This window comes from Pseudonocardia sp. SID8383, assembly GCF_009864975.1.
Lineage (GTDB): Bacteria > Actinomycetota > Actinomycetes > Mycobacteriales > Pseudonocardiaceae > Pseudonocardia > Pseudonocardia alni.
Window position 1 is genome coordinate 1 of the sequence record NZ_WWFY01000039.1, and the last position, 23,720, is coordinate 23,720.

Sequence of the window (23,720 nt, forward strand, 5' to 3'; positions counted from 1 at the left end):
CCGGTGCCGCACCGCCGCCGTCGCGCCGGGGGTCGTGGAGCACACCCAGGACGGCCGCACCCGCCGGTTCGCCGTCGCCGAGGGTGCCGACGGGGTCGTCTGGATCGGCCGTGACGGGCAGGCCTGGGGCGTGCGCGAGCAGGCGCCGACGGAGGCCGCCGCGGCCGCCGGCGGTGCGGGCGGGCCGGTCGTCTCGCCGATGCCGGGGACGGTCACGGTCGTCGAGGTCGCCGACGGGGACGCCGTCGTCGCAGGTCAGAAGCTGGTCGTCGTCGAGGCCATGAAGATGGAACACGTGCTCACCGCCCCCGTCGACGGGACGGTGCGCGAGCTGAGGGCCCGGACCGGAGCCACCGTCGCGAAGGACGCGGTGCTGCTCGTGGTCGAGCCCGCCACGCAGGAGGAGCAGGCATGACCACCGCCCAGGACGTCACCACCGCCGAGGAGTACGAGGCGCTGCGCGCCTCGGTCGAGGAGTTCGCGCGCAAGGAGGTCGCGCCCGTCATCGGCGACCTCTACATCCGCGAGGAGTTCCCCTACGACATCACCGCCAAGATGGGCGAGATGGGGTTGTTCGGCCTGCCCGTCCCCGAGTCCTACGGCGGGATGGGCGGCGACTACCACGCCCTCTGCCTGGCCCTGGAGGAGCTCGCCCGGGTCGACTCCTCGGTCGCGATCACCGTGGAGGCCGGCGTCGGGCTCGGTGCCATGCCGATCCTGCGCTTCGGCACCGACGAGCAGAAGGCGCGCTGGCTGCCCGACCTGGCCGCGGGCCGCACGCTCGGCGCGTTCGGCCTCACCGAGCCCGGCGGCGGCTCCGACGCCGGCGCCACCCGCACCACCGCCCGGCTCGACGGCGACGAGTGGGTGATCAACGGGTCGAAGTGCTTCATCACCAACTCCGGCACCGACATCACCTCGGTCGTCACCGTCACCGCCGTCACCGGCGAGAAGCCCGACGGTCGCAAGGAGATCTCGGCGATCCTCGTCCCGGCGGGCACGCCCGGGTTCACGGTGAGCGAGAAGTACTCCAAGGTCGGCTGGAACTGTTCCGACACCCGCGAGCTCTTCTTCGACGACGTCCGCGTCCCCGAGGCGAACCTGCTCGGCGAGCGCGGCCGCGGCTACGCCCAGTTCCTGTCGATCCTCGACGAGGGCCGGGTCGCGATCGCGGCGCTGGCGACCGGGCTGGCCCAGGGCTGCGTCGACGAGTCCGTCCGCTACGCCGGTGAGCGCGAGGCGTTCGGGAACACCATCGGCAGCTACCAGGCGATCCAGTTCAAGATCGCCGAGATGGAGGCCCGCGCGCACACCGCGCGGCTGGCCTGGCAGCACGCCGCGCGGCTGCTCGTCGCGGGGGAGCCGTTCAAGAAGGAGGCGGCGATCGCCAAGCTCGTCTCGTCGAACGCCGCGATGGACAACGCGCGCGACGCCACCCAGATCTTCGGCGGCTACGGCTTCATGAACGAGTACCCGGTCGGGCGGTTCTACCGCGACGCCAAGATCCTCGAGGTCGGCGAGGGCACCTCCGAGGTGCAGAAGATGCTGATCGCGCGGCACCTGGGCCTGTAGCGACGATCCGTTCGGTCCCCGAACGACATTCCCGTCACGCGCGTGACGACCGTGATGCGGTGCCGCGCGCGTGACGGGGGTAGACCGGTGTCATGAGCAACGAGGTCAACCACCAGGTACGGCTCGCCGCACGCCCGCAGGGCACTCCCGGCCCGGAGGTGTGGGAGCACACCACCGAGCCGGTGCCCGAGCCCGGCGAGGGCCGCATCGTCGTCCGGGTCAGCCACATCTCGCTGGACCCGGCGATGCGCGGCTGGATGAACGAGGGGCGTTCGTACGCGCCCCCGGTCGGGATCGGCGAGGTGATGCGCGCGCTCGGCCTCGGTGAGGTCGTCGCCTCCAGGAACACGGACTTCGCCGTCGGCGACACCGTCACCGGTGTGCTCGGCGTGCAGGAGTACGTGGAGAGCGACGGCCGCGGCCTGCAGAAGGTCTCCCCGACCGCGGACGTGCCGCCGGAGCGCTACCTCGCGCTGCTCGGCATGACCGGCATGACCGCCTACTTCGGGCTGTTCGACGTCGGTGCGCTGAAGGAGGGCGACACGGTCGTCGTCTCGGGTGCGGCCGGGGCCGTCGGGTCGGTGGTCGGGCAGCTCGCGAAGGTCAAGGGCGCCCGGGTCGTCGGCATCGCGGGCGGCCCCGAGAAGTGCGCGTGGATCACCGGCGAGCTCGGGTTCGACGCCGCGATCGACTACCGCTCCGAGAACGTGTCGCAGCGCCTGAAGGAGCTCGCCCCCGAGGGCGTGGACGTGTACTTCGACAACGTCGGCGGGGACATCCTCGACGCCGTGCTCGGCAGGCTCGCGATGCACGCCCGCGTCGTCATCTGCGGTGCGATCAGCCAGTACAACGCCGAGGGCGGCATGACCGGCCCGAAGAACTACATGAACCTGCTGGTCAACCGGGCCCGCATGGAGGGTTTCCTGGTCGGCGACTACCTCCCCCGCTGGGGCGAGGCGGGCACGGAGCTCGCCGGCTGGCTCGCAGAGGGCCGCCTGCGCAGCCGTGAGGACGTCGTCGACGGCACCGTCGCGGACTTCCCGGAGGTCTTCCTCAAGCTCTTCCGCGGTGAGAACACCGGCAAGCTCGTGCTCCGGCTGAGCCGGGCCTGACCCCGGCGGGCACCATGGCGGGGTGCGCCTCGCCATGGCCCGGACCGCCGTCGTCGTCTCGGGGGCGGCGATCCTCGTCGTCGAGACCCTCGCGACCCGGCTCGTCGCGCCCTACGTCGGACTGACGCTCGAGTCGACCACCGCCGTGATCGGGGTGGCCCTCGCCGGGATCGCGGCGGGCGCCTCGCTGGGTGGGCGGTGGGCCGACGAGCGCGACCCGGTGGCGGTCGCCGCGCTGATGATGGTCGTCGGCGGGCTGGGCACGCTGGCCGTGCGGCCGGTGGTCCGGCTGCTCGGGCCGCTGCTCGGGGCCGGGCCGTACGCCGCCGTGGTGCTCGTCGCCGCGTCCACCCTGGTCTCGGTGACGGCGCTCGCCGCGGTCACCCCGGCCGTCACCAAGGCCCGGCTGACCGGGCTGGACCGTTCGGGCGAGGTCGTCGGCGGGCTGTCCGCGGCGGGCACACTCGGGTCGCTCGCCGGGACCTTCCTCACCGGGTTCGTGCTGGTCGCGCTCCTGCCGGTGAGCGCGATCCTGCTGGTCACCGCGGCCGCCTGCCTCGTGCTCGGGCTCGTCCTGGCGCCCCGGCGGCGGCGTTCGGACATCGCGAAGGGTGGTGCCGCGGCACTGCTGCTGGCCGTCGCGCTCGTCGCGCTGCCGGGGCGCTGCGACGCCGACACCACCTACTACTGCGCCGCCGTCCGGACCGACCCCGCGGACCCGGCCGGTCGTTATCTGGTGCTCGACGACCTGCGCCACTCCTACGTCCGCCTCGGCGACCCCGCGCACCTGGAGTTCGCCTACACGAAGCGGTTCGCCGCGGCCGTCGACACCGCGTTCGGTCAGGGTCGCCCGGTCGACGCGGTGCACATCGGCGGCGGCGCGCTGACCATGCCGCGCTGGCTCGCCGCGACCCGCCCCGGCAGCACCTCGACCGTGCTGGAGCTGGACCAGGGCGTGATCGACCTCGGCGTCCGCTCCCTGGACGCGGGCGGGATCCCCGGCACCACCGTGCGCACCGGCGACGCCCGGGTGAACCTCGCCGCGCTGCCCGACGACTCCGCCGACCTCGTCGTCGGCGACGCCTTCGGTGCCCGCTCGGTGCCTTGGCACCTGTCCACCGCGGAGTTCCTCGGCGAGGTGGCGCGGGTACTGCGCCCGGGCGGGATCTACGTCCTCAACGTGATCGACCGGTACCCGCTCGACCTGGTGAAGGCCGCCACCGCGACCGTCGGGTCCCGGTTCGCGACGACGATGCTCCTCGCCCTCCCCGACGAGTTCGCCCCCGGCGGCGGCGGGAACGTCGTGGTCGTCGCCTCGGACCGGCCGCTCGACCCGGCCGCTCTCGGCGCCGCCGTCGCCCGCTCCGAACCGGCCGGCACGGTCCTCGACCCGGCCCGCACCGCCGCGTTCACCGCGGGGACGCCGGTCCTGACCGACGACCGCGCCCCGGTGGACCAGCTGATCACCACTGGGCTGACGGGGTAGGACGCCCCCCCGCGCCCCGGGGTGCCGTGCCCCGCCCAGCTCGGCGTCGCGCTGCGCCGAGATGCAGCTCAGCGGGAATTGTGGATCTCCAGCGCCCGCTCAGCTGCATCTCGTCGGTGGAATCGGTCCGGGCTCGGACGACTCGGGGCGTCGCCGAGCAGCCTCGCGGGAGGCCGGCGCACCGGGAGGCGAGGCTCATCGGGAGGTGAGGCCCGGCCGCGCGGGGTCCGGATCACGCTAGGGTCGGCGACGGGGTCCGGTGGGCCCCGTCGGACGATCGAGGGGGAGACGGGCGTGGCGACCTGGGAGGACCTGAAGGCCTACGTCGTGGTCCGGTACGAGATCGTCCGCCAGGGCGCGGACGAGCTGCGGTTCCGGCTGCCGACGACCGAGGACCGGGACCAGCTCGTCGTCGTGAAGCGGGTGCGGGAGGGCGCGGGCCGCCCCGGCGTCGAGGTCACCGACGCGGCGGCCGCGGTCGCCGACCCGGACCAGGAGTGGGTGCAGATCGAGTCCCCGGTCGCGCGGCTCGGCGAGGTCGACCTCGGCCGCGCCCTGGAGCTCGCGGGGCCGTCGGTGGTCGGTGGGCTGGCCGCGGAGGAGGGCGTCGTGGTGTTCCGGCACTCGATCCCGCTCGGCCCGGCCGCGCTCGACGGCTTCGAGTTCCCGTTCCGCCAGGTCGTCCACCTCGCCGACGAGCTGGAGCACGCGCTGACCGGGCGCGACGAGCACTGAATCGGGGCTACCCGGCCTGCGCGACACCCAGTCCGGCGAGGATCTCGCGCAGACCGGTCCGCGCCCGCGGGTCCAGCTGCCGGGCCGGTGCGCGGACCGTGGCGTCGTCGATGATGCCCCTGGCGACCAGCACCTCCTTGTGGACCGCCCAGGCCGGGCCCGGTTGCAGCCCGAAGACGATCAGCGGGAGCAGCCGGGCGAACCCGTCCCGCGCACGGGCGGTCTCCCCGGCCGCCCAGTCGTCGAGGACCGGCCGGAGGAGATCGGTGAACTCGCAGGCCGGCATGGTCCCGACCGCGCCGCCCGCGTACTCGTCGAGACAGAACTGGGCGTTCTGGCCACCGAGCACGGCGAACCCGGGGTCGTCGACGGCGTCCCGGACCGCGGCCACCTTGGGTGCGGTGGGCGGGGCCTCGACCTTCACCGAGGTGATCCCGGGCAGATCGGCGAGCCGGGCGATCATCTCCGGGGACATCGCCACACCGGTGACACCCGGGGCGTCCTGGACCATCACCTCGCAGGCGGTGGCAGCGGCGACCTCACCGTAGAACTCCACGACCTGCTGGGGCGAGGGCTTGACCATGTAGGGCGGCAGCACCATCAGCGCGGTCGCGCCGTCCTGCTCGGCGGCCAGCGCCTGTTCGACGGCGGTCACCGTCGAGGTGGCGTTCACCCCGCACACCACCGGTACGTCGGCGGCGGCGGCGTTGACGGTCTGCACGACGGTGCGGGTGACGGTGCTGCGCTCGTCGGCGGTGAGCGCGAAGGCCTCGCTCGCCATCCCGGACACCGCGACCCCGTCGGCACCGGACTCGAGCTGGAAGCTCACGAGCCTGCGCAGCGAGTCCGGGTCGAGGGCGCCGTCGGCCCGGAAGGGCGTGGCCAGGATGGGCATCAGTCCGCGGGTGGCGGTCATCGTGTCGTCTCCGATGTGGTGTGGGCGGCCACGGCCTCGGTGTCGATCTCGATCCCGAGACCCGGCCCGTCCGGCAGCTGCATGTGGTCGGCGCCCACCTGCAGCGGCGTGCGCAGGATCCGCTGGCCGACCTCGGTGGAGGTGGGCTGGTACTCGAACGCGAGGAGGTCCTCGACGGCGGCGGCGACGTGCAGTCCCGCGGCCAGCGCGATCCCGAGCGCGACCGAGTGGTGCGGCGCGACCGGGACGTGCCGGGCGGCACAGAGCTCGGCGATGCCGATCGCCTCGGTGATACCGGTGCGGCCGATGTCGGGCTGGGCGATCGCGAGCGCGTCCATCGAGAGCCAGTGCGCGAACTCGAACCGGTTGCGCAGGGTCTCGCCGACCGCGATCGGGATCGGCCCGTCGCGCAGGGCGTGGTGGCCGCGATCGTCCTCCGGGGCGAGCGGGGCCTCCAGGAACCAGGCGTCCCGTGCTGCGAGCCCGCGGGCGAGCCGCCGGGCGTCGTGGCGCCGGTAGGCCCAGTGCCCGTCCACGGCCACCCGCAGCGTCGGTGCTGCTGCACGGACCGCGTCCACGGTGGCCAGGTCCCGTTCGACGCCGTGCCCCAGATGGAGCTTGACGGCGCTCGCGCCACGGGACACCCAGTCGCGGGACAGCTCGGCCCTCTCGGCGTCGCCGGCCCGGGGCAGACCGGAGACGTAGGTCGGGATCCGTTGCCGGTAGGCGCCGCCGAGCAGCGTGGCGACCGGTACCTCCAGGAGCCGGCCGGCCAGGTCCCACAGGGCGATGTCGACGGCGGCGAGCGCGTCGGCCTGGTGTCCGACCAGGTGGCCGCGCTCGCGCATCAGCTCGGCGGCGGCCCGGACGACCGGGCGCGGGCTGCGGGCGTCCGCGCCGACGAGCTGTCCGGCCAGGGTCGTGCGGACGACGGCGGCGACGATCTCGGGACCGACCGGTGCGAGCGCCTCACCCCAGCCGGCCGTGCCGTCCTCGGCGGTCAGCCGGACCAGCACAGTCTCGAAGCGGGGTGAGTACAGGCTGCGCCAGGGCGGCCGGACGGCGTAGCCGTCGGCGGGCCCGGTCCCGTCGGGGAGGACGCCGAGATAGGGCTCGTCGTTGTCGATCTTCAGGACGAAGGTGTCCACTGCGGCTATTCGCATCTACTCATCCACGGACTGGTTGACATCATGCACACAGCGGATATCGTACGTCATCGAGAGCGGATGAGTCGATAACGACGTCGATACGGAGGTGGCGATGGCCGGTGAGCAGCAGGCGACCAACCAGAGCGTCGAGAGGGCCGCGGCGGTGCTCGCCGCGTTCTCCGACACCCGGGCACTGAGGGTCGCCGATGTCGCCAACCGGGCTGGCCTCGGCCAGTCGACGACCTCCCGGATGCTCGCGACCCTGGAGGCACTGGCCTACGTCGAGCGGGATGCGGCGGGCACGTACCGGCTGGGTGCCGCACTGATCGAGCTGTCCGCGGCGGCGCTGAACCAGCACCCGGTGTTCCGGGCCGGTCGCCAGCCTGTGCAGGACCTGGCCGGGCGCACCGGGCTCGGGGCGAACCTGTCGGTGCTGCGCGACTGGTCGGTGTTCTACCTCGCCAACTTCGAGGGCCCGGACGCCCCGCGGGCGGCCACCCTGGCCGGTCGGCACAATCCGCTGCACGCCACCGGGATGGGCAAGTGCCTGCTGCTCGGCTCCACACCGGAGCAGCGCCGCGACCTGCTCGGTGAGCTGCAGTCCTTCACCCGCCACACGATCACCGGGCACGACGCGCTGGACGACGACCTGGACCGCACCCGGGAACGCGGCTACGCGACCGAGATCGAGGAGCTCGCCTTCGGTCGGGCCTGCGTCGCTGCCCCGGTGCACGACGCGGACGGCCTGGTCGTGGCGGCCGTCTCGATCTCCGGCTCGCTGTCGGTGATCGACCTGGCCCGGCGGGAGCGCGAGCTCTCGGTCCAGGCGATCGAGACGGCGGACGCGATCAGCGTGACGCTGGGCTACACGAGCCCGGCCGAGGTCGGGACCGTGCCGCCGGCGGGACGGTCGTGAGCGCCGCGGCGCTCACCTCCCGCCGGGGTTTCCTCGGGCTCGCCGCGGCGGCGGCGACGGCGTCTCTGGTGGGATGCGGCCGACCGCAGGCCGGCACCGGCGACCTGGTCCTGGAGTTCCCGTCCTGGCAGGCGGAGGAGGGCAGCTTCGCGCCGTGGTGGCGGGAGCTCGTCGCAGCCTACGAGCAGCGGAACCCGGGGATCCGGATCAACCTCTACCCGATGCCGTTCGACAGCTACGCCGACCAGCTGACGATCCGGTTCGCGGCCAACCAGCGCCCGGACATCCTGCACCTGCCCGCCCGCAATGCCGCCGAGTTCGCCGGGCGCGGCTGGCTGGAGTCACTGCAGACCCGGCTCGACGACACCGACATCGTGTCGTCGTGGACTCCGCTGCAGGAGGAGATGGCCACCGGTGGTGACCACTACGGGGTGCTGCTGCTCGGTTACGGCTACAGCCTCTACTGCAACGAGTCCCTGCTCCGCGCTGCCGGGCACACCGTGCCGCGCACCACCGAGGAGCTGCTCGCGGCGGCCGAGGCGGTGACCGGCGACGGCATCTACGGCTTCGGCGCGACCACCACCCAGAACCCGGACAACTACACCGAGCTGGCGGCCTTCGTCGTCGGCACGGGCGGCAGCCTGTTCGACGGCGACCGGGTCACCGCGACCACCCCCGAGACGATCCGCGGTCTGGACGCCTACCGCCGGGCGGTCGCGCAGGCGCCACGCGGGATCCAGAGCCAGCAGCGCAACGAGCTCTTCCGCACCGGCAAGATCGCGATGCTGCTGGAGGGCCCGTTCTTCGCCTCCGAGCTGGAGGACGCCGAGGAACGGGTGCGGCCGTCCCTCACCGTCGCCCGGGCCCCCTTCGTTCGTACGCCGGGGGGCACCTCGAACAGCATCCACATCCCCGAGGGCACCGACCCCCGGCGGGCCGACGCGGCCTGGGAGCTCATCCGGCTCGCCTGCTCGCCGGAGTGGCAGCGCCGCTACCGGGAGCTGACCGGGAACCCGGTACCGCGCCGCAACCTCGGCGACGAGCCGCCCGCGGGCAGCGAGCTCGCACTCGTCCAGGAGCTCGCCGACGAGGCGATCTCGATCTTTCCCGACAGCGAGGCGCAGCGGGAACGGTTCGGCCGGATCAGCGACATCGTGGCGGCCGCCGCCGTCTCGCTCATCACCGGCCGGGAACCGACCACAGCGATCGCCGGCACGCTGCAGGATCAGCTCGAGGAGGCGGTCCGCCCATGACCTCATCGGCCACCGGAAGCACCACCGCGGACCCACCGGGTCCGCCTGCCGGTCCCGATCGCCGGCCGCGTCCGCTCCAGCGGCGCGCCCGGCGGCGCCGAGGGCTGTTCGCCTACGGCACGCTCGCTCCCACCCTGCTGGTCGTCGCGGTACTGATGGCCTACCCGCTCTACGTCGCCCTCGACCTGAGCCTGCGCGGCGGTCAGATCTCCGACCTGCTGGACCTGAGCGGCAATCCCTACACGCTCGGCAATTACGCCGAGGTGCTGGGCTCGTCCGGGCTGTTCGCCGACGTCGTCCGGTCGGTCGTCTACACGCTCGGGGTGGTGGTGCCGGCCTTCGCGATCGGGCTCGGCCTCGCGCTGCTGCTCAACCGGGCCTTCCCCGGCCGGCGGATCATCCGGCCGCTCGTGCTGCTGCCGTGGGCGGTTCCCGGGGTGGTCGTCGCCGCCGCGTTCAGCTGGATGCTGGACTCGTCCTACGGCGTGGTGAACTACCTGCTGCGCACGGTCGGGCTGATCGACCAGAACGTCGCCTGGCTCGCCGACGGCCGGACCGCGCTCGCCGCGGTGATCGTCCCGACGGTGTGGAAGTACTACCCGTTCTTCACCCTGATCCTGCTCGCGCAGCTGCAGTCGATCCCGGCCGAGCTGTACGAGGCGGCCCGGGTGGACGGTGCCTCGCCGGTGCGGCAGTTCCGGCACATCACCTGGCCGGCGATCGCCGGGGCGTCCACCCTCGCCGTCGTGATCACCGCTATCGGTGTGTTCCGCGAGTTCGACTTCATCTTCCCGCTCACCGGGGGCGGTCCGAACGAGGCCACGCAGACCCTGGCCGTGCGGATCTACACCGAGGCGTTCCAGTACTTCGAGATGGGTACCGCGACCGCACTGGGCATCGTCACGATGGCGATCTGCGGGTTCTTCCTGCTGGCCGGTGGCCGCTCGATCCGACGGGAGTTCTCATGAGTGCCACGGCGCCGGCCGACGGCCGTCGGTGGAGCCTGCTCGCGCTGGCCGTCGTCGTGACCGGTGTGCTGATGTTCCCGGTGTACTGGATGATCATGACGTCGCTGGTCCCCAGCAGCGACCTGCTCGTCGCCGATCCACCGCTGGTGCCACCCGCGGACTCGGCGACGACCGAGGCGTGGACCGGGGTGATCGACGACCAGCCGGTCGGCCGCTGGCTGTGGAACTCGACGGTGACGACGATCGGCGCCGCGACCATCTCGACCGCGGTGAGCACCCTCGGCGGGTACAGCCTGTCCCGGTTCCGGACCGCGGGCCAGCAGGCGATGGGATTCACCCTCCTGTTCAGCCGCATGCTTCCGGGCACCCTGTTGATCATCCCGTTGTTCGTGCTGTTCGCCGGGCTCGGGATGGTGAACAACCTCTGGTCGGTGACACTGGTCAACATCGCGGCCACCGTTCCGTTCACCACCTGGTTGATGAAGGGGTTCGTCGACTCGGTACCCGCCGAGCTCGAGCAGTCCGCGATGATCGACGGCTGCGGCCGGCTGCGCGCGCTCTGGTACGTGGTGGTCCCGCTGCTCAAGCCGGGCATCGCCGCGACCTTCGTCTACGCGTCCATCCTGACCTGGGGCGACTTCCTGTTCGCCCGCACGCTGATGGGCGATCCGCAGGGCTGGACGGTGACCGTCGGTATCGCGACCTTCATCGGTGAGTTCAGCATCGACTGGTCCGGCCTGATGGCGATCGGTCTCATGTCGACGGTTCCGATGGTGCTGCTGTTCATCGTGCTCGAACCGTTCCTGTCCCGCGGGATGACGGCCGGGGCGGTGAAGGGATGAGCGCCGCACAGGACCTGATGACGACCCTGCGCCGGACCGGGCTGCTGGCGATCGTCCGCGGCGCGGACCGCGAGGCGAGCGTGGCCACCGCGCTCGCGCTGGCCGAGGAGGGTGTGCAGGCACTGGAGATCTCGCTGAGCGGCCACGAGCCGCTCGCGGTGATCGAGGAGGTGGCGGCGCGCACGGCGGGCCGGGTCGCGCTCGGCGCCGGCACCGTGCTCACCCCCGGTCAGGTGGACGACGCGGTCGCGGCCGGTGCCCGGTTCGTGGTCACGCCCGCGCTGGCCGGTTCCGTTCCGCACGCCGTCGCGGCCGGGCTGCCGGTGCTCTGCGGCGCGCTCACCCCGACCGAGGTGGCGACCGCGGTCGGGCACGGTGTCACCGCGGTGAAGATCTTCCCGGCATCGACCGTCGGCCCCGGCTACCTGGACGCGCTGGCCGGGCCGTTCCCCGCCCTGGACACCGTGCCGGTCGGCGGGATCGGCAAGGACCAGGCCGTCGAGTACCTCGCCCACGGCGCCTGCGCGGTCGGGGTCGCCGGTCCGCTGTGCGGTGACGCCCCGGACGGCGGTGACCTGGCGGCCCTGCGCCGCCGCGCCCGTGACTTCCTGCGGGCGGTGCAGCCGTGATCGATCTCCTGGTCGCCGGTGAGGTGATGACCGCGGTCCGCTGCGACGGCCCGCTGCGCCTCGGCGGGAGCGCGACGGTGTCGGTGGTCGGCGCCGAGGCGGGCGTCGCGATCGGCGCCGCCCGGCTCGGACACTCCACGGCGCTCGGTGGCCGGGTCGGCGCCGACGAGTCCGGGGCCCTGGTCCGGCGGACGCTGGCCGCCGAGCAGGTGGCCGTCGACGCCGTCGTCACCGATCCGGACGCCACGACCGGGCTGGTGCTCTTCGAGCGCCGCACGCCCGACCTGACCCGGGTCGAGTACCACCGGCGCGGCTCCGCCGGATCCCGGTGGGGCACCACCGACCTCGCTCCGGCGCTCGCGCTCCGGCCACGGGCCGTGCACCTCTCCGGGGTCACCGCGGCCCTGTCCGAGTCCTGTCGCACGGCCTGCGCCGAGCTCGCCCGCCGGGCCCGGCTGCTCGGGGCGGTGGTGTCGGTCGATCTCAACCATCGCCCGGCCCTGTGGCCCGACGACGTGGCGGGCCCGGCACTGGCCGCACTCGCCGGGCAGGCCGACGTCGTGATCGGATCCCCCGAGGAGTTCGCCCTGATCGGCGCCGCGGACCCGGCCGAGCTGCTGGCCGGGACCCCGGGCGAGGTCGTGGTCAAGAACGGCGTGCACGGCGCGACCAGCCACGACGCCGACGGGCCCCGGCACCGGCCCGCGCTGCGGGTCCGGGCGGTGGACCCGGTCGGGGCCGGTGACGCCTTCTGCGCCGGCTGGCTCTCGGCCCTGCTGGACGGCGCCGACCGGACCGAGCGGCTCGACCGGGCGGTCACCGTCGGGGCCTTCGCGGTCACCGCCCGCGGCGACTGGGAGGGACTGCCCCGCCGTGACGAGCTGTCCCTGCTGGACCTGCCCGACGGCGCCGTCGTGCGCTGAGCACCGCCGCCCCGATCTCGCACGAACCCGACGAGGAGACCCCATGGCAGCCGTCAGCTTCGACAAGGCATCCCGGATCTACCCGGGGACCCCGCCGGTGCGCGCGGTCGACACCCTGGACCTGAGCATCGCCGACGGCGAGTTCCTGGTCCTGGTCGGCCCGTCCGGCTCCGGCAAGTCCACCGCGTTGCGGATGCTCGCCGGGTTGGAGGACACCGACGAGGGCGCGATCCACATCGGCGGCCGGGACGTCACCGACGCGGCGCCGAAGGACCGGGACATCGCGATGGTCTTCCAGTCGTACGCGCTCTACCCGCACATGACCGTCGCCGAGAACATGGGGTTCGCGCTGCGCCTGCAGAAGGTGCAGCCGGCGCAGCGCCGCGCCCGGGTGGAGACGGCCGCCGAGCTGCTCGATCTCACCCGCTACCTCGACCGCAGACCACGGGCCCTGTCCGGTGGGCAGCGCCAACGGGTCGCCATGGGCCGGGCCATCGTGCGGGAGCCATCGGTCTTCCTGATGGACGAGCCGCTGTCCAACCTCGATGCCAAGCTGCGGGTCGAGACCCGGGCCAACATCGCCGCGCTCCAGCAGCGGCTGGGCACGACCACCGTCTACGTCACGCACGACCAGACCGAGGCGATGACGATGGGCGACCGGGTCGCCGTGCTGCGCGACGGGCGCCTGCAACAGTGCGCCCCGCCCCGCGAGCTCTACGACCGGCCGGTCAACGCGTTCGTCGCCGGGTTCATCGGGTCACCGGCGATGAACCTGCTGCCCGGCCGGATCGACGACGACGGGATCGTCATCGACACGCACCGGATCGGCGACGCGCTCGGACGGGAACTCGACGGACTCGACGCCGATCGCGCGGTCCGGGTCGGGGTGCGGCCCGAGGGGCTGCGGCTCGCCGGGAACGGCCTGCCGATCGTCGTCGCCCTGGTCGAGGAGCTCGGATCGGACAGCTACCTGCACGGCCGGTACACCGCGGCCGACGGCGGCGACCACCGGCTGACCGTCCGGCTGCCCGCGTCGACGCCGTCGCCGACCATCGGGGCTGTCGTCCGGGTCGCCGTCGATCCCGCTGCGGTCCACCTGTTCCATCCCGGCACGGACGAGCGGCTGGACTGACGACGCAGCTCACCCTTGACCTCAACCGGGGTCGAGGTCGTTGGCTGGGCCGCATGGCCGACTACACGCTCCCGGACCTGCCCTACGACTACTCCGCGCTCGCCCCGCACATCGCGCCCGAGATCATGGAGCTGCACCACTCCAAGCACCACAACACCTACGTCCAGGGCCTCAACACCACCCTCGACAAGCTCGCCGAGGCCCGCGACAAGAACGACTTCGGCGCCGTCGTCGGACTCGAGAAGACCCTCGCGTTCAACCTCGGCGGCCACGTCAACCACTCCGCCTTCTGGAACAACCTCTCCCCCGACGGTGGCGACAAGCCCACCGGCGACCTCGCCACCGCCATCGACGCCGACTTCGGCTCCTTCGACAAGTTCCAGGCCCACTTCATCGCCGCCGCCACCACCATCCAGGGCTCCGGCTGGGCCATCCTCGGTCACGACCGGCTCGGCGACCGCCTGCTCATCCACCAGCTCTACGACCAGCAGTCCCAGCTCCCCGCAGGCCAGACCCCCATCGTCCTGCTCGACATGTGGGAGCACGCCTTCTACCTGCAGTACAAGAACGTCAAGCCCGACTACGTCAAGGCCTGGTGGAACGTCGTCAACTGGGCCGACGCCGCCGAGCGGTTCGCCCGGGCGCGGGCGTGACGGTCGCCGATCCGGCCGGGGGCCTGCGGGCGGCGTTCCGTGGGCACCCCGCCGGGGTCGCCGTGCTCACCACGACCGGGCCCGACGGGCCGGTCGGGATGACGGCGTCGTCGGTCGCCTCGGTCGGGGTGGACCCGCCCGCAGTGTCGTTCTCGACCGCCCGTGACTCGCGGCTGGCCGGTGCGCTCGCCGGGGGCGGGACGGTCGTCGTGCACCTGCTCGACGACACCGACACCGGTCTCGCGGCGGCGTTCGCGGTCCCGGGCGCGGAGCGGTTCGGAGCGGGTGTCCGGTGGATGGCCCTGCCGACCGGGGAGCCGTGGCTGGTCGACGTGGGCACCGCGCTGCGCTGCCGGGTCCTGTCGGTCTCCGAGGTCGGCGCGTCGCTGCTGGTCGCGGCCGAGGTCGTCGAGCTGCTCGGGCTGCGCCGTCGCGGCCGACCCCTGGTGTGGGTGGGACGGGCCTACCGCGGCGTCCCCGTCGAGGACACGGACGCGGTCACAGCGGCTGCGGATGCACGTCCAGCGCCTGGTCGATGACCGTGCGCAGGCGGTTGAGCAGCTCGTCGGCCTCGCTCCAGGTGACCGCGCCGGTCGCGACGCCGTGGCGCAGCTCCTCGGCGATGGTGCGGGCGAATCCGGTGGACCAGGCGTGACGGGGGTCGATGCTCCGCATGGACGAATTTTGCCCTACGCGACGTGCTGCGTTCACCCCGGGTGCTCGTTTCGTTCACAGTGCGTGTGCGACAGGGTGGGCGAAACCGGTGACGTCCGGCGATGCACACCGCAAGGACGCGGGGCGGTCCGCGGGCCGGCCGGTGACGCATCGGCGACGACGATGGTCCGATCGGCGGGACCCGGCGCACCCGCGGGTGGTCCCGCGGCGCCGTTCCCGGGGGTCGGATCGACGATTCGCCCGGTGTGCGTCACGATGATCGCCCGGCCCCCGGGCGAATCGATCCAGACGGAGTGTGCGCGTGACCACCTCGGAGTACAGCAGCATCACGCCCGGGGACCTGGCCATCGACACGCTCGGCCCGGCCCGCATCACCTCGCCGCTGGCGCCGCTGCTCGACGCCCGCCGCACCACCGAGCACTACGTGGACGCCGGTGACCGGGTCCTGCTCGACGACACCGCCGCCGGGATCCGCGCCCGCGGCGTCGAACCGGAGGAGCTGCCGGGCCTGGAACCGTGCGGGCCGCGCCGGCAGATCTACTTCGACCCGTCGAAGACCCGCGCCGGGATCGTCACCTGCGGCGGTCTGTGCCCGGGGCTCAACGACGTCATCTCCGGCCTGGTCCGCACCCTGACCTACCACTACGGCGTGCGCCGGGTCGTCGGGTTCCGCAACGGCTACCGCGGCTTCGTCTCCTCCTACGGTCACGACGTCGTCGAGCTGAGCCCGGAGTCGGTGCGCGACATCCCGGTCGACGGCGGCACCTTCCTCGGCACCTCACGCGGCCCGCAGGACCCCGAGGAGATCGTCGACTGCCTCGAGCAGATGCACCTCAACGTGCTGTTCGTGATCGGCGGCGACGGCACCATGCGTGGCGCGATGGAGATCGCCAGGGTGGTGGGGGAGCGGGGGCTGCGGATCGCCGTCGTCGGGATCCCGAAGACGATCGACAACGACATCCCGTTCATCGACCAGTCCTTCGGCTTCCAGACGGCGTTCTCCCAGGCCAGCGAGGCCATCCGGTCGGTCACGGTGGAGGCCAAGTCCACCCCCGGCGGCGTCGGCCTGGTCAAGCTGATGGGCCGGCACTCCGGCTTCATCGCCTGCTACGCCTCGCTCGTGCGTTCCGACGCCGACGCCGTCCTGATCCCCGAGGTGCCCTTCGAGCTGGACGGCGAGACCGGTCTGTTGAACCACCTGCGACGACGGGTGTCCCAGCGCGGGCACGCGGTCGTCGTCGTCGCGGAGGGGGCGGGGCAGGAGATGCTGCCGCCGGTCGGGCGCACCGACGCCTCCGGCAACGCGAAGCTCTCCGACGTCGGCCCCTGGCTCAAGGATCGCATCGCCGACTCCTTCGCCGACGCCGGGATGGAGACCACCGTCCGCTACGTCGACCCGAGCTACATCATCCGTAGCGTCCCCGCGAACCCCTATGACAGCGTCTACACCGTCCGGCTGTCCCAGGCGGCGGTGCACGCCGCCATGTCCGGGCGCACCGCGATGGTGGTCGGACGGGTGCGGCGTCGGTTCGTGCACATCCCGATGAGCCTGGCCGTCAGCCGTCGCAACCAGGTGGACCCGCACGGTGACCTGTGGATGGCCGTGCTGGAGTCGACCGGCCAGCCGTGGCGCTTCGGCGAGGACTCCGGCGCGCCGACCCGGGCCCCGCACACCTGACCGACGTCCTAGTTGAGGTGGGCCCGGTGCTTCATCGCCTCGGTGCGCACCTCGTCCAGCACCTCGGCGCCCGAGCGCGACCCGCGCCCCGGACCGTCCACCCAGGACTCCATCAGCCGGGCCGCCTCGTCCCAGCGGGCCTGCGCGGCGAGCACCTCGCCGAGCTCGCGGATGAGCTCCGGGCCCTGGTGGCGCAGGCCCAGCCGCATCCGGAGCACCCACTCCAAGCCGTCGTGGTCGCGGGAGCGGCCGTAGGTCGCCCGCAGGTTCTCCAGCATCCGGGCGAGGATCTGGCGGGTCGAGGTGCGCGGCAGCATGCCCGAGTCGAAGGGCACCTCCGGGCCGGCGCCCGTCGTCGCGCGGAAGAGCTCCTCGCAGCCCGCCGGGTCGAGCCGCCTGCCGCCGCCGAAGGCGTCGACGAGGCGCTGGGTGCCGGGCACCCGCACCAGGAAGTGCCCGGGCATGCCGACGCCCTCCAGCGGCACCCCGGCCCGGCGGCCCACCTCGATCGCGACGACCGACAGGGTGATCGGGATGCCGGTGCGGCGTTCGAGGACGTCGGGCAGGAAGGAGTTGCGCGGGTCGGCGTAGTCGGTGGAGTTGCCGCGGAACCCGGCCTCGGTGAACAGCCGGTGCAGCAGCGACTCGAACCCGGTGACACCCTCGGCGAGCTCGTCGAGCGTCGCGCGGGCCCGTGCGGTGGACACCGCCGCGACCTCCGGATCCGGGGCGGCGCCGGCGGCGATCGCCAGTGCGGCCTCGTCGAGCGGCGGTTCGGGCCCGGTCACCATCCGTAGGAAGCGGGTCACCGGGTCGGCGCGGTCGTGCCGGGTCACCCCGGGACCGTACCGGGATTCACGGGGGCGACATCGTGACGCGCACGACCGTGCCCGTCACCTGACCGGGATCGTCCTCCGCGGTCCACACCTGCAGCACGTCCGACAGCTCCGAGGCCAGCCACATACCCCGGCCACGGTTCCCGGCGACCGGTGGCGCGGCGAGCCCGGGGAACGCGAGCCGGCACGTCGCGGCGTCGCTCATCTCGGAGACCAGCCCCGCCTCGGTCCGCCACATCCGCAGGACCGGGTGACCCGACCCGTGCTCGACGCCGTTGCTGATCAGCTCGTTGACCGCCAGCACGAGGTCGGAGATCCGGCTGGGCCCCAGCCCGGACAGCTCGGCCTGCCGCTCGACGACGCGCCGCATCGACCCGAGGTCGTCCAGGGTCACCGGCAGCGTCACGATCGCCGGCCCCAGCTCATCCGGCGGGCACTGCGGGTTCTCGGCCAGCAGATCGTGGTCGTCGCGCCGGCAGCCGCTCGGGACCGGGGCGCCGTCGACGAGGAACTCGTCGTGCAGGGCCCCGGCGTGCGCGCGGTCGGGCTCGACGTCGGGGAAGCAGCACAGCAGCTCGACGGGGAGTTCACGCAGGGCGTGCGAGAGGGCGAGATCGAGGCGGGTCCAGTAGGCGTCGTCCGCGCCGGGCAGCTCGACCGGCTGGCCGACCGTGCACACCCCGGACGCGCCGTCGGCCAGCGCCCCGCGCACCGCGCGGCTCCAGCGTCCCGCGACCGTGAACGGCGGGGCCGAGTGCATCCTGTCCGGCGTGCGGAACTCCACCCCGGCGTCGTGGCCGAGGGAGCGGCGCAGCACCGCGGCACACCGCGGGTCGACCACCACGAGCGCACGACGGCCCGCCTCCAGTGCCCCGGCCACCGGTGCGGTGAGGGCGGCGGCCTGGTGTTCGGGATCCCGGTACGGCACGGCCCGGTGGACGAGGCCGTCCGGGTCGGGACGCGAGGTGGTGGTGGCGGTCATCGGCGGTCGGGGGCGGTCGGGGTCATGGGGCGTAGGCCTTCCACGTCGAAGCTGTGCCCATCTGCTCAAGGCGGCTCCTGACGAGGTGACCTTAACCAAGCCGCACCGGTCGTGTGGTGCGGGGCGTGTGTGTTCGACGACGTCGCACCCCCCGGCGGCCCGCGGTGCGGTAGGGAAAGCTGGAAACGGATCACCCATCACGCACCACGAACGGAGTGACAGATGCGCGTCTTCGACGGAGTGGACGAGCTGCGGGCGGCCAAGGGGACCGAGATCGGGACCTCGCCCTGGCTGACCGTCACGCAGGAGCGGATCGACGGTTTCGCCGACGCCACCGACGACCACCAGTGGATCCACGTCGACGCCGAGCGGGCCGCGTCCGGACCGTTCGGCGCCACGATCGCCCACGGCTTCCTGTCGCTGTCGCTGCTGCCCAAGCTGGTCCAGTCCGTCTACAAGGTGGACGGGGTCAAGATGGGCGTGAACTACGGCCTCAACAAGGTCCGGTTCACCAGCCCGCTGCCGGTGGGCAGCCGGATCCGCGCCCGGGTCGAGCTGACCGACGTCAGCGACGTCTCCGGTGGCGTCCAGCTCACCATCGGCGTGACCGTCGAGGTCGAGGGATCCGAGAAGCCCGCCCTGGTCGCCGAATGGCTGACCCGGCAGTTCGTCTAGGAGGAGAGAACCCATGCGTGATGCGGTGATCTGCGAGCCGCTGCGGACCCCGGTCGGCGGGTTCGGGGGGTCGCTGCGCGACGTCCCGGCCCACACCCTCGCCGCGACCGTGATCCGCGCCCTGATGGAGCGGACCGGGCTGGACCCCGACGTCGTCGAGGACGTCGTGCTGGGCCACTGCTACCCGACGATGGACGCCCCGGCGATCGGACGGGTCGCCGCGCTCGACGCCGGCCTGCCGGTGACCGCGGGCGGCATCCAGATCGACCGCCGCTGCGGCTCGGGCCTGCAGGCCGTGCTCTACGCGGCCGGCCAGGTCCGGACGGGCGCGGCGGAGGTCGTGCTGGCCGGTGGCGCCGAGTCGATGTCGGGCGCGTCGTTCTACTCCACCGGGATGCGCTGGGGGGTCAAGGGCGGCGGGGTGATGCTGAACGATTCGCTGGCGCGCGGCCGCGTCACCGCCGGCGGGAAGAACTTCCCGGTGCCGGGCGGGATGCTGGAGACCGCGGAGAACCTGCGCCGCGACTACGCGATCGGTCGCGCCGAGCAGGACGAGTACGCCGTCCGCTCGCACCACCGGGCCGCGGCCGCGCAGGAGTCCGGGGTGTTCGCCGAGGAGATCGTCCCGGTGACCGTGCCCGGCCGGAAGGGCGACACCGTCGTCGAGCGCGACGAGCACGTCCGCCCCGACTCGACGGTCGAGAAGCTGGCGACGCTGCGCCCGATCCTGGGCAAGGACGACCCGGACGCCACCGTGACCGCGGGCAACGCGTCGGGCCAGAACGACGGCGCCGCGATCTGCGTGGTGACCAGCCCGGAGAAGGCCGCCGAGCTGGGACTGCGCCCGCTGGCGAAGGTCGTGTCCTGGGGCCTGGGCGGGGTCCCGCCCAAGACGATGGGCATCGGCCCGGTCCCGGCGACGGCCAAGGCCCTGGACGTGGCCGGGCTGACCCTGGCCGACGTCGACCTGATCGAGCTGAACGAGGCGTTCGCGGCGCAGGTACTGGCCTGCACGCGGGAGTGGAAGTTCACCGACGCCGACTTCGAGCGCACCAACGTGCACGGCTCGGGGATCTCGATGGGGCACCCGGTCGGTGCCACCGGCGGCCGCATCCTAGCCACCCTCACCCGCGAGATGGCGCGTCGCGACGCCCGTTACGGGCTGGAGACGATGTGCATCGGCGGCGGCCAGGGCCTCGCCGCGGTGTTCGAGAAGGTGTGACCCGTAGCCGGGGCGGCCGTGCACGGCCGCCCCGGCTAGATCGGTCAGTGCCCGGCGTTCTTCGCGCGCTCGTAGGACGCCTTGATCTCGCGCTCGGCGTCGGCCCGGCCGACCCAGGACGCGCCCTCGACGCTCTTGCCCGGCTCGAGGGTCTTGTAGATCTCGAAGAAGTGCTGGATCTCCGCCCGGTCGAACTCGGCCAGGTGGTGGATGTCGCGCAGGTGCTCCTGGCGGGGGTCGTCCGAGGGGACGCAGAGGACCTTGTCGTCGCCGCCCTTCTCGTCCTTCATCCGGAACATGCCGATCGCGCGGGAGCGGATGACGCACCCGGGGAAGGTCGGCTCCTGCACCAGGACCAGGGCGTCCAGCGGGTCCCCGTCCTCGCCCAGGGTGTCGTCGATGAACCCGTAGTCGGCGGGGTACTGGGTGGCGGTGAACAGGGTGCGGTCGAGCCGGATACGTCCGGTCTCGTGATCGACCTCGTACTTGTTCCGGCCGCCCTTGGGGATTTCGATGGTGACGTCGAAGTCCACGGTTCGTTGCTCCTTGAAGAGGGTCAGCGGTCTTGTGTCACGGCTCCACCGGATCCGGGGCGGGGCCGCTGGCCCGCCCGCTCCGGCGGTGTCGGTGCTGCCCCCTAGTGTGAGGGACCGGGTGGGCACGGGTGCACGCCGGTGAGGGCGGAGCGGGCCGATGTGGCCCGCGTCGCACCACCGTGCGGGCAGGTCGGTCGCCGGACGAGCAGGTACAGGAGGGTCCGTGGGACGCAGGCATCGCCGGCCGGAGCGCAGCTACCGGCGGTTCGCCGTGGTCGCGGTCGCGGTGATGGCACTGGCCTCGCTGTTCGGCGCCGTCGCCCTGGCCGGGCCGGACGCCCGCAGCTCGTTCGGGCTCGGCACCACCGCCACCCAGTACCCGCCGGTCCCGATGCCCGCGCTGCGCCCCCTCACGCCGACGGCGCCGGTGCCGAGCGCCGCCGGGATCACCCAGGCCCTGTCCTCCCAGCTCGACGCGCCCGAGCTCGGCGAGGTCACCGGGGTGGTCATGGACTCCGCGGCCCCGCGCGGGGTGAAGCCGATCTGGGAGCGTGACGGCGACCGCGGCATGGTCCCCGGCTCCACGACGAAGCTGCTCACCGCCGCGGCCGCGCTGCTGTCGCTGAACCCGACCGACCGGCTCGCGACCCGGGTCGTGCCCGGTCCGTCCCCGGACTCGGTCGTCCTCGTCGGGTCCGGCGACCCGTCGCTGACCGCGCTGCCCGACGGGCAGGACGGGCTCTACCCGGAGCCCGCGCGGATCACCGACCTCGCCGAGCAGGTGAAGAAGGCCGTCGGCCGCCCGATCACGACGGTCTACACCGACGCGAGCCTCTGGACGGGCCCGGCCGAGTCCCCGGGCTGGGGGCCCACCGATGTCGCGGACGGCTACGTCGCCCCGATGTCGGCGCTGATGCTCGACGGCGGCCGCACCGACCCGCTGCAGCAGGACGGCCCGCGCAGCACCGACCCCGCCGCGGCCGCCGGGAAGGCGCTGGCCCGCGCGCTCGGCGCCTCCGACGTCCTCGAGGGTGTCGCCGCTGCGAACGCGCCGGTGCTGGGCAGCGTGTCCTCCCCGCCGATCGCGAGCCTGATCGAGTACATGCTCACCGCCTCGGACAACGTCACCGCCGAGGCGATGGCCCGTCAGGTCGCGGTGTCCAAGGACGGCGAGGCCTCGTTCGACGGCGCCTCGAAGGCCGTCACCGAGGCGCTGGTCCAGGCCGGTTACGACGTGTCCGGGCTGGAGCTCGCCGACGGCAGCGGCCTGTCCCGGGACAACCTGATCCCGGCCCGGCTGCTCGGCGCGGTGCTGTCCTCGGCCGCCGCCCAGTCCGACAGCCCGACCGACGTGCAGTTCCTGCGCCCGATCCTCACCGGGCTCCCGGTCGCCGGCGGTGGCGGGACGCTCGCCGACCGGTTCGGCGACCCGCGGTCGGTCGCCGGGCGCGGTGTCGTGCGCGCCAAGACCGGCACGCTGTCCGGCGCCTCCAGCCTCGCCGGGGTCGTCACCGACGTCGACGGCAGGCTGCTGGTGTTCGCGCTGCTGTCCAACGGCACCTCGCCCGCCGACGCCCGGCCCGCGCTGGACCGCATCGCGGCGACGCTGTCGCGCTGCGGCTGCCGCGGCTGACCCGGTCTCGCGCACCCGTCGTCGCGGGTAGCGTGGGACGCATGGAGACCGACACGACCGGCCCGGTCACCGGCCGCCCCCGGCCCGACCGCACCGGCGCCGGACTGCCGGTGAACTGGTCCCTGGCCGCGTCGACGGCGGCATCGCTGATGCCCGCCGGGCCCCGCACCACGCCCGCGGTGGCGGGCGCGCTGGTGGAGCGCCTGCGCACCGACTCCGCCCGCGCCGAGGGACACGTCCGCGAGGTCACCGGCCTCGGGGCGGACCTGCCGCTGCTGCCCGCCGACGTGCTGGACCGGCCCGCCTGGGCGCGTGCCGCCGTCGGGGGGATGGAGGCGCTGACCTCCGGCGCCCGGCTGCCCGACTCGCCGTGGCCGCTGCGCACGGTCACCGCGGCGGGCTCGGGGGTGCAGCTCGGCGCGCTGCTCGCCTACATGGGTGCCCGCGTGCTCGGCCAGTACGACCCGTTCGGCGGGCCCGGCGGGGAGGGGCGGCTCATCGTCGTCGCCCCGAACGTCTACGCCGCCTCGCGCTCGCTCGACGTCGACGGCGACCAGTTCGGCCTCTGGGTCTGCCTGCACGAGGCCACCCACCGGCTCCAGTTCACCGCGGTGCCGTGGCTGCGCGACCACTTCGCCGGGCTGGTGACCGAGCTGCTGTCGCTGCAGGAACCGGACACCGCGCGGCTCGCCCGGCTGCCCGACGCGATCCGCGCGCTGCGCGGCGAGGACGGCCGCAAGGCCGACGTGCTCGCGCTGGTCGAGCTTCTGCAGGGCCCCGAGCAGCGGGCCGTGCTCGACCGGCTGCTCGCCCTGTCGACCCTGCTGGAGGGGCACGCCGACCACGTCATGGACGCCGTCGGGCCGGACGTGGTCCCCGACGTCGCGCTCATCCGGCGCCGGTTCACCGAGCGCCGCCGCGGCGGCGGGCTGATCGACCGGATCCTGCGCGCGCTCCTCGGGGTCGAGGCCAAGATGCGCCAGTACGCCGTCGGCGCCGCGTTCTGCCGGGCCGTCGAGCGCGAGGCCGGGATGGCCGGGATCAACCGGGTCTGGGAGTCGCCGGAGACGCTGCCGACCCGCGCCGAGCTGGACGACCCCGCCGCGTGGCTGCGCCGCGTCGCCTGACGGGTCACGGGCTCGCCGCGGCCGGCCGGGTCCGGCGTGCCGTGCGGGCCGCACTGGACCGGCTGCCCGGT

25 protein-coding genes are annotated in these 23,720 nt (G+C 73.4%); 19 read left to right on the plus strand and 6 right to left on the minus strand.

Annotation, left to right across the window (positions count from 1 at the left end; genetic code table 11):
• The 5 genes from GTW08_RS01075 to GTW08_RS01095 all read left to right on the plus strand — a co-directional run.
• Positions 1 to 415, plus strand: a 415-nt coding sequence (locus GTW08_RS01075; protein WP_346009825.1) for an acetyl-CoA carboxylase biotin carboxyl carrier protein subunit, incomplete at its 5' end; no start/stop codon positions are given.
• Complete coding sequence (locus tag GTW08_RS01080) at positions 412 to 1,572, plus strand: acyl-CoA dehydrogenase family protein (RefSeq protein WP_073576789.1); 1,161 nt, start codon at positions 412 to 414, stop codon at positions 1,570 to 1,572. The genes GTW08_RS01075 and GTW08_RS01080, both read left to right, overlap by 4 nt.
• 92 nt (positions 1,573 to 1,664) lie before the next feature.
• Positions 1,665 to 2,684: an NADP-dependent oxidoreductase gene (locus GTW08_RS01085; protein ID WP_073576788.1), complete on the plus strand. Its 1,020-nt coding sequence runs from the start codon at positions 1,665 to 1,667 to the stop codon at positions 2,682 to 2,684.
• Positions 2,685 to 2,706: 22 nt separating this feature from the next.
• Positions 2,707 to 4,170 carry a fused MFS/spermidine synthase gene (locus tag GTW08_RS01090; RefSeq protein WP_202416237.1) on the plus strand — a complete coding sequence of 488 codons (1,464 nt, stop codon included), beginning with the start codon at positions 2,707 to 2,709 and terminating at the stop codon, positions 4,168 to 4,170.
• A gap of 294 nt (positions 4,171 to 4,464) precedes the next feature.
• Positions 4,465 to 4,905, plus strand: coding sequence for a hypothetical protein (locus GTW08_RS01095; protein WP_073576786.1), 441 nt, complete (start codon positions 4,465 to 4,467; stop codon positions 4,903 to 4,905).
• Between the two features lie 7 nt (positions 4,906 to 4,912).
• Here the strand turns inward: GTW08_RS01095 and GTW08_RS01100 are convergent, their stop codons facing one another.
• Positions 4,913 to 5,821, minus strand: coding sequence for a dihydrodipicolinate synthase family protein (locus GTW08_RS01100; RefSeq protein WP_073576785.1), 909 nt, complete (start codon positions 5,819 to 5,821; stop codon positions 4,913 to 4,915).
• A complete protein-coding gene (locus GTW08_RS01105; RefSeq protein WP_073576784.1) occupies positions 5,818 to 6,984 on the minus strand; it encodes a mandelate racemase/muconate lactonizing enzyme family protein in 1,167 nt (388 codons plus the stop codon). Before GTW08_RS01105 ends, GTW08_RS01100 begins: the two co-directional genes overlap by 4 nt.
• A 97-nt stretch (positions 6,985 to 7,081) precedes the next feature.
• Between GTW08_RS01105 and GTW08_RS01110 the strand changes: the two genes are divergently transcribed.
• Genes GTW08_RS01110 through GTW08_RS01150 form a run of 9 tightly spaced genes read left to right on the plus strand, consistent with a single transcriptional unit; the run spans position 7,082 to position 14,824 of the window.
• The gene (locus GTW08_RS01110; RefSeq protein ID WP_161151262.1) at positions 7,082 to 7,885 is read left to right on the plus strand and encodes an IclR family transcriptional regulator; all 804 of its coding nucleotides are present in this window, start codon (positions 7,082 to 7,084) and stop codon (positions 7,883 to 7,885) included.
• On the plus strand, positions 7,882 to 9,138 hold the full coding sequence (locus GTW08_RS01115) for an ABC transporter substrate-binding protein (protein ID WP_073576783.1): 1,257 nt from the start codon (positions 7,882 to 7,884) through the stop codon (positions 9,136 to 9,138). The genes GTW08_RS01110 and GTW08_RS01115 overlap by 4 nt, the downstream gene beginning before the upstream one ends.
• Entirely contained in the window at positions 9,135 to 10,106 is a 972-nt protein-coding gene (locus GTW08_RS01120) for a carbohydrate ABC transporter permease (RefSeq protein WP_073576782.1), read from the plus strand. Before GTW08_RS01115 ends, GTW08_RS01120 begins: the two co-directional genes overlap by 4 nt.
• Entirely contained in the window at positions 10,103 to 10,948 is an 846-nt protein-coding gene (locus tag GTW08_RS01125) for a carbohydrate ABC transporter permease (protein WP_073576781.1), read from the plus strand. The genes GTW08_RS01120 and GTW08_RS01125 overlap by 4 nt, the downstream gene beginning before the upstream one ends.
• Positions 10,945 to 11,577, plus strand: coding sequence for a bifunctional 4-hydroxy-2-oxoglutarate aldolase/2-dehydro-3-deoxy-phosphogluconate aldolase (locus GTW08_RS01130; protein WP_073576780.1), 633 nt, complete (start codon positions 10,945 to 10,947; stop codon positions 11,575 to 11,577). Before GTW08_RS01125 ends, GTW08_RS01130 begins: the two co-directional genes overlap by 4 nt.
• Positions 11,574 to 12,500 (plus strand): sugar kinase, encoded by a 927-nt coding sequence (locus GTW08_RS01135; RefSeq protein ID WP_304580164.1) that lies wholly within the window; start codon positions 11,574 to 11,576, stop codon positions 12,498 to 12,500. Before GTW08_RS01130 ends, GTW08_RS01135 begins: the two co-directional genes overlap by 4 nt.
• Positions 12,501 to 12,543: 43 nt before the next feature.
• Positions 12,544 to 13,632 carry an ABC transporter ATP-binding protein gene (gene ugpC, locus GTW08_RS01140; RefSeq protein WP_073576779.1) on the plus strand — a complete coding sequence of 363 codons (1,089 nt, stop codon included), beginning with the start codon at positions 12,544 to 12,546 and terminating at the stop codon, positions 13,630 to 13,632.
• A gap of 53 nt (positions 13,633 to 13,685) precedes the next feature.
• Complete coding sequence (locus GTW08_RS01145; RefSeq protein ID WP_161151263.1) at positions 13,686 to 14,285, plus strand: superoxide dismutase; 600 nt, start codon at positions 13,686 to 13,688, stop codon at positions 14,283 to 14,285.
• Positions 14,282 to 14,824: a flavin reductase family protein gene (locus GTW08_RS01150; protein ID WP_073576777.1), complete on the plus strand. Its 543-nt coding sequence runs from the start codon at positions 14,282 to 14,284 to the stop codon at positions 14,822 to 14,824. Before GTW08_RS01145 ends, GTW08_RS01150 begins: the two co-directional genes overlap by 4 nt.
• Here GTW08_RS01150 and GTW08_RS01155 read toward each other — a convergent pair.
• Positions 14,784 to 14,960, minus strand: coding sequence for a hypothetical protein (locus GTW08_RS01155; protein ID WP_157818365.1), 177 nt, complete (start codon positions 14,958 to 14,960; stop codon positions 14,784 to 14,786). The genes GTW08_RS01150 and GTW08_RS01155 overlap by 41 nt on opposite strands.
• A 301-nt stretch (positions 14,961 to 15,261) precedes the next feature.
• On the opposite strand from GTW08_RS01155, the gene GTW08_RS01160 reads away from it, so the two are divergent.
• Positions 15,262 to 16,638 (plus strand): ATP-dependent 6-phosphofructokinase, encoded by a 1,377-nt coding sequence (locus GTW08_RS01160; protein WP_073576776.1) that lies wholly within the window; start codon positions 15,262 to 15,264, stop codon positions 16,636 to 16,638.
• 8 nt (positions 16,639 to 16,646) lie between these two features.
• Here the strand turns inward: GTW08_RS01160 and GTW08_RS30865 are convergent, their stop codons facing one another.
• On the minus strand, positions 16,647 to 17,474 hold the full coding sequence (locus GTW08_RS30865) for a SirB1 family protein (protein ID WP_073576775.1): 828 nt from the start codon (positions 17,472 to 17,474) through the stop codon (positions 16,647 to 16,649).
• 19 nt (positions 17,475 to 17,493) lie between these two features.
• Entirely contained in the window at positions 17,494 to 18,456 is a 963-nt protein-coding gene (locus GTW08_RS01170; protein ID WP_161151264.1) for an ATP-binding protein, read from the minus strand.
• A gap of 222 nt (positions 18,457 to 18,678) precedes the next feature.
• On the opposite strand from GTW08_RS01170, the gene GTW08_RS01175 reads away from it, so the two are divergent.
• On the plus strand, positions 18,679 to 19,131 hold the full coding sequence (locus GTW08_RS01175) for a MaoC family dehydratase (RefSeq protein WP_073576773.1): 453 nt from the start codon (positions 18,679 to 18,681) through the stop codon (positions 19,129 to 19,131).
• A gap of 13 nt (positions 19,132 to 19,144) precedes the next feature.
• A complete protein-coding gene (locus tag GTW08_RS01180; RefSeq protein WP_073576772.1) occupies positions 19,145 to 20,353 on the plus strand; it encodes an acetyl-CoA C-acetyltransferase in 1,209 nt (402 codons plus the stop codon).
• 44 nt (positions 20,354 to 20,397) lie between these two features.
• Here GTW08_RS01180 and GTW08_RS01185 read toward each other — a convergent pair whose 3' ends face one another.
• A complete protein-coding gene (locus tag GTW08_RS01185) occupies positions 20,398 to 20,886 on the minus strand; it encodes an inorganic diphosphatase (protein WP_073576771.1) in 489 nt (162 codons plus the stop codon).
• Between the two features lie 226 nt (positions 20,887 to 21,112).
• Between GTW08_RS01185 and dacB the strand changes: the two genes are divergently transcribed.
• Both dacB and GTW08_RS01195 read left to right on the plus strand, forming a co-directional pair.
• On the plus strand, positions 21,113 to 22,522 hold the full coding sequence (dacB, locus tag GTW08_RS01190) for a D-alanyl-D-alanine carboxypeptidase/D-alanyl-D-alanine-endopeptidase (protein WP_083658822.1): 1,410 nt from the start codon (positions 21,113 to 21,115) through the stop codon (positions 22,520 to 22,522).
• Between the two features lie 41 nt (positions 22,523 to 22,563).
• The gene (locus GTW08_RS01195; protein WP_083658821.1) at positions 22,564 to 23,649 is read left to right on the plus strand and encodes a zinc-dependent metalloprotease; all 1,086 of its coding nucleotides are present in this window, start codon (positions 22,564 to 22,566) and stop codon (positions 23,647 to 23,649) included.
• Positions 23,650 to 23,720 lie beyond the last annotated feature (71 nt).

Bases quoted from the DNA above. Each gene is read 5' to 3' on its own strand.
- GTW08_RS01120 (WP_073576782.1), top strand. From the start codon at position 9,135: ATGACCTCATCGGCCACCGGAAGCACCACCGCGGACCCACCGGGTCCG.
- GTW08_RS01195 (WP_083658821.1), top strand. From the start codon at position 22,564: ATGGAGACCGACACGACCGGCCCGGTCACCGGCCGCCCCCGGCCCGAC.
- GTW08_RS01175 (WP_073576773.1), top strand. From the start codon at position 18,679: ATGCGCGTCTTCGACGGAGTGGACGAGCTGCGGGCGGCCAAGGGGACC.
- GTW08_RS01125 (WP_073576781.1), top strand. From the start codon at position 10,103: ATGAGTGCCACGGCGCCGGCCGACGGCCGTCGGTGGAGCCTGCTCGCG.
- GTW08_RS01155 (WP_157818365.1), bottom strand. From the start codon at position 14,960: ATGCGGAGCATCGACCCCCGTCACGCCTGGTCCACCGGATTCGCCCGC.
- GTW08_RS01180 (WP_073576772.1), top strand. From the start codon at position 19,145: ATGCGTGATGCGGTGATCTGCGAGCCGCTGCGGACCCCGGTCGGCGGG.
- GTW08_RS01130 (WP_073576780.1), top strand. From the start codon at position 10,945: ATGAGCGCCGCACAGGACCTGATGACGACCCTGCGCCGGACCGGGCTG.
- GTW08_RS01170 (WP_161151264.1), bottom strand. From the start codon at position 18,456: ATGACCGCCACCACCACCTCGCGTCCCGACCCGGACGGCCTCGTCCAC.
- GTW08_RS01080 (WP_073576789.1), top strand. From the start codon at position 412: ATGACCACCGCCCAGGACGTCACCACCGCCGAGGAGTACGAGGCGCTG.
- GTW08_RS01145 (WP_161151263.1), top strand. From the start codon at position 13,686: ATGGCCGACTACACGCTCCCGGACCTGCCCTACGACTACTCCGCGCTC.
- GTW08_RS01105 (WP_073576784.1), bottom strand. From the start codon at position 6,984: ATGCGAATAGCCGCAGTGGACACCTTCGTCCTGAAGATCGACAACGAC.
- ugpC (WP_073576779.1), top strand. From the start codon at position 12,544: ATGGCAGCCGTCAGCTTCGACAAGGCATCCCGGATCTACCCGGGGACC.
- GTW08_RS01085 (WP_073576788.1), top strand. From the start codon at position 1,665: ATGAGCAACGAGGTCAACCACCAGGTACGGCTCGCCGCACGCCCGCAG.
- GTW08_RS01110 (WP_161151262.1), top strand. From the start codon at position 7,082: ATGGCCGGTGAGCAGCAGGCGACCAACCAGAGCGTCGAGAGGGCCGCG.
- GTW08_RS01100 (WP_073576785.1), bottom strand. From the start codon at position 5,821: ATGACCGCCACCCGCGGACTGATGCCCATCCTGGCCACGCCCTTCCGG.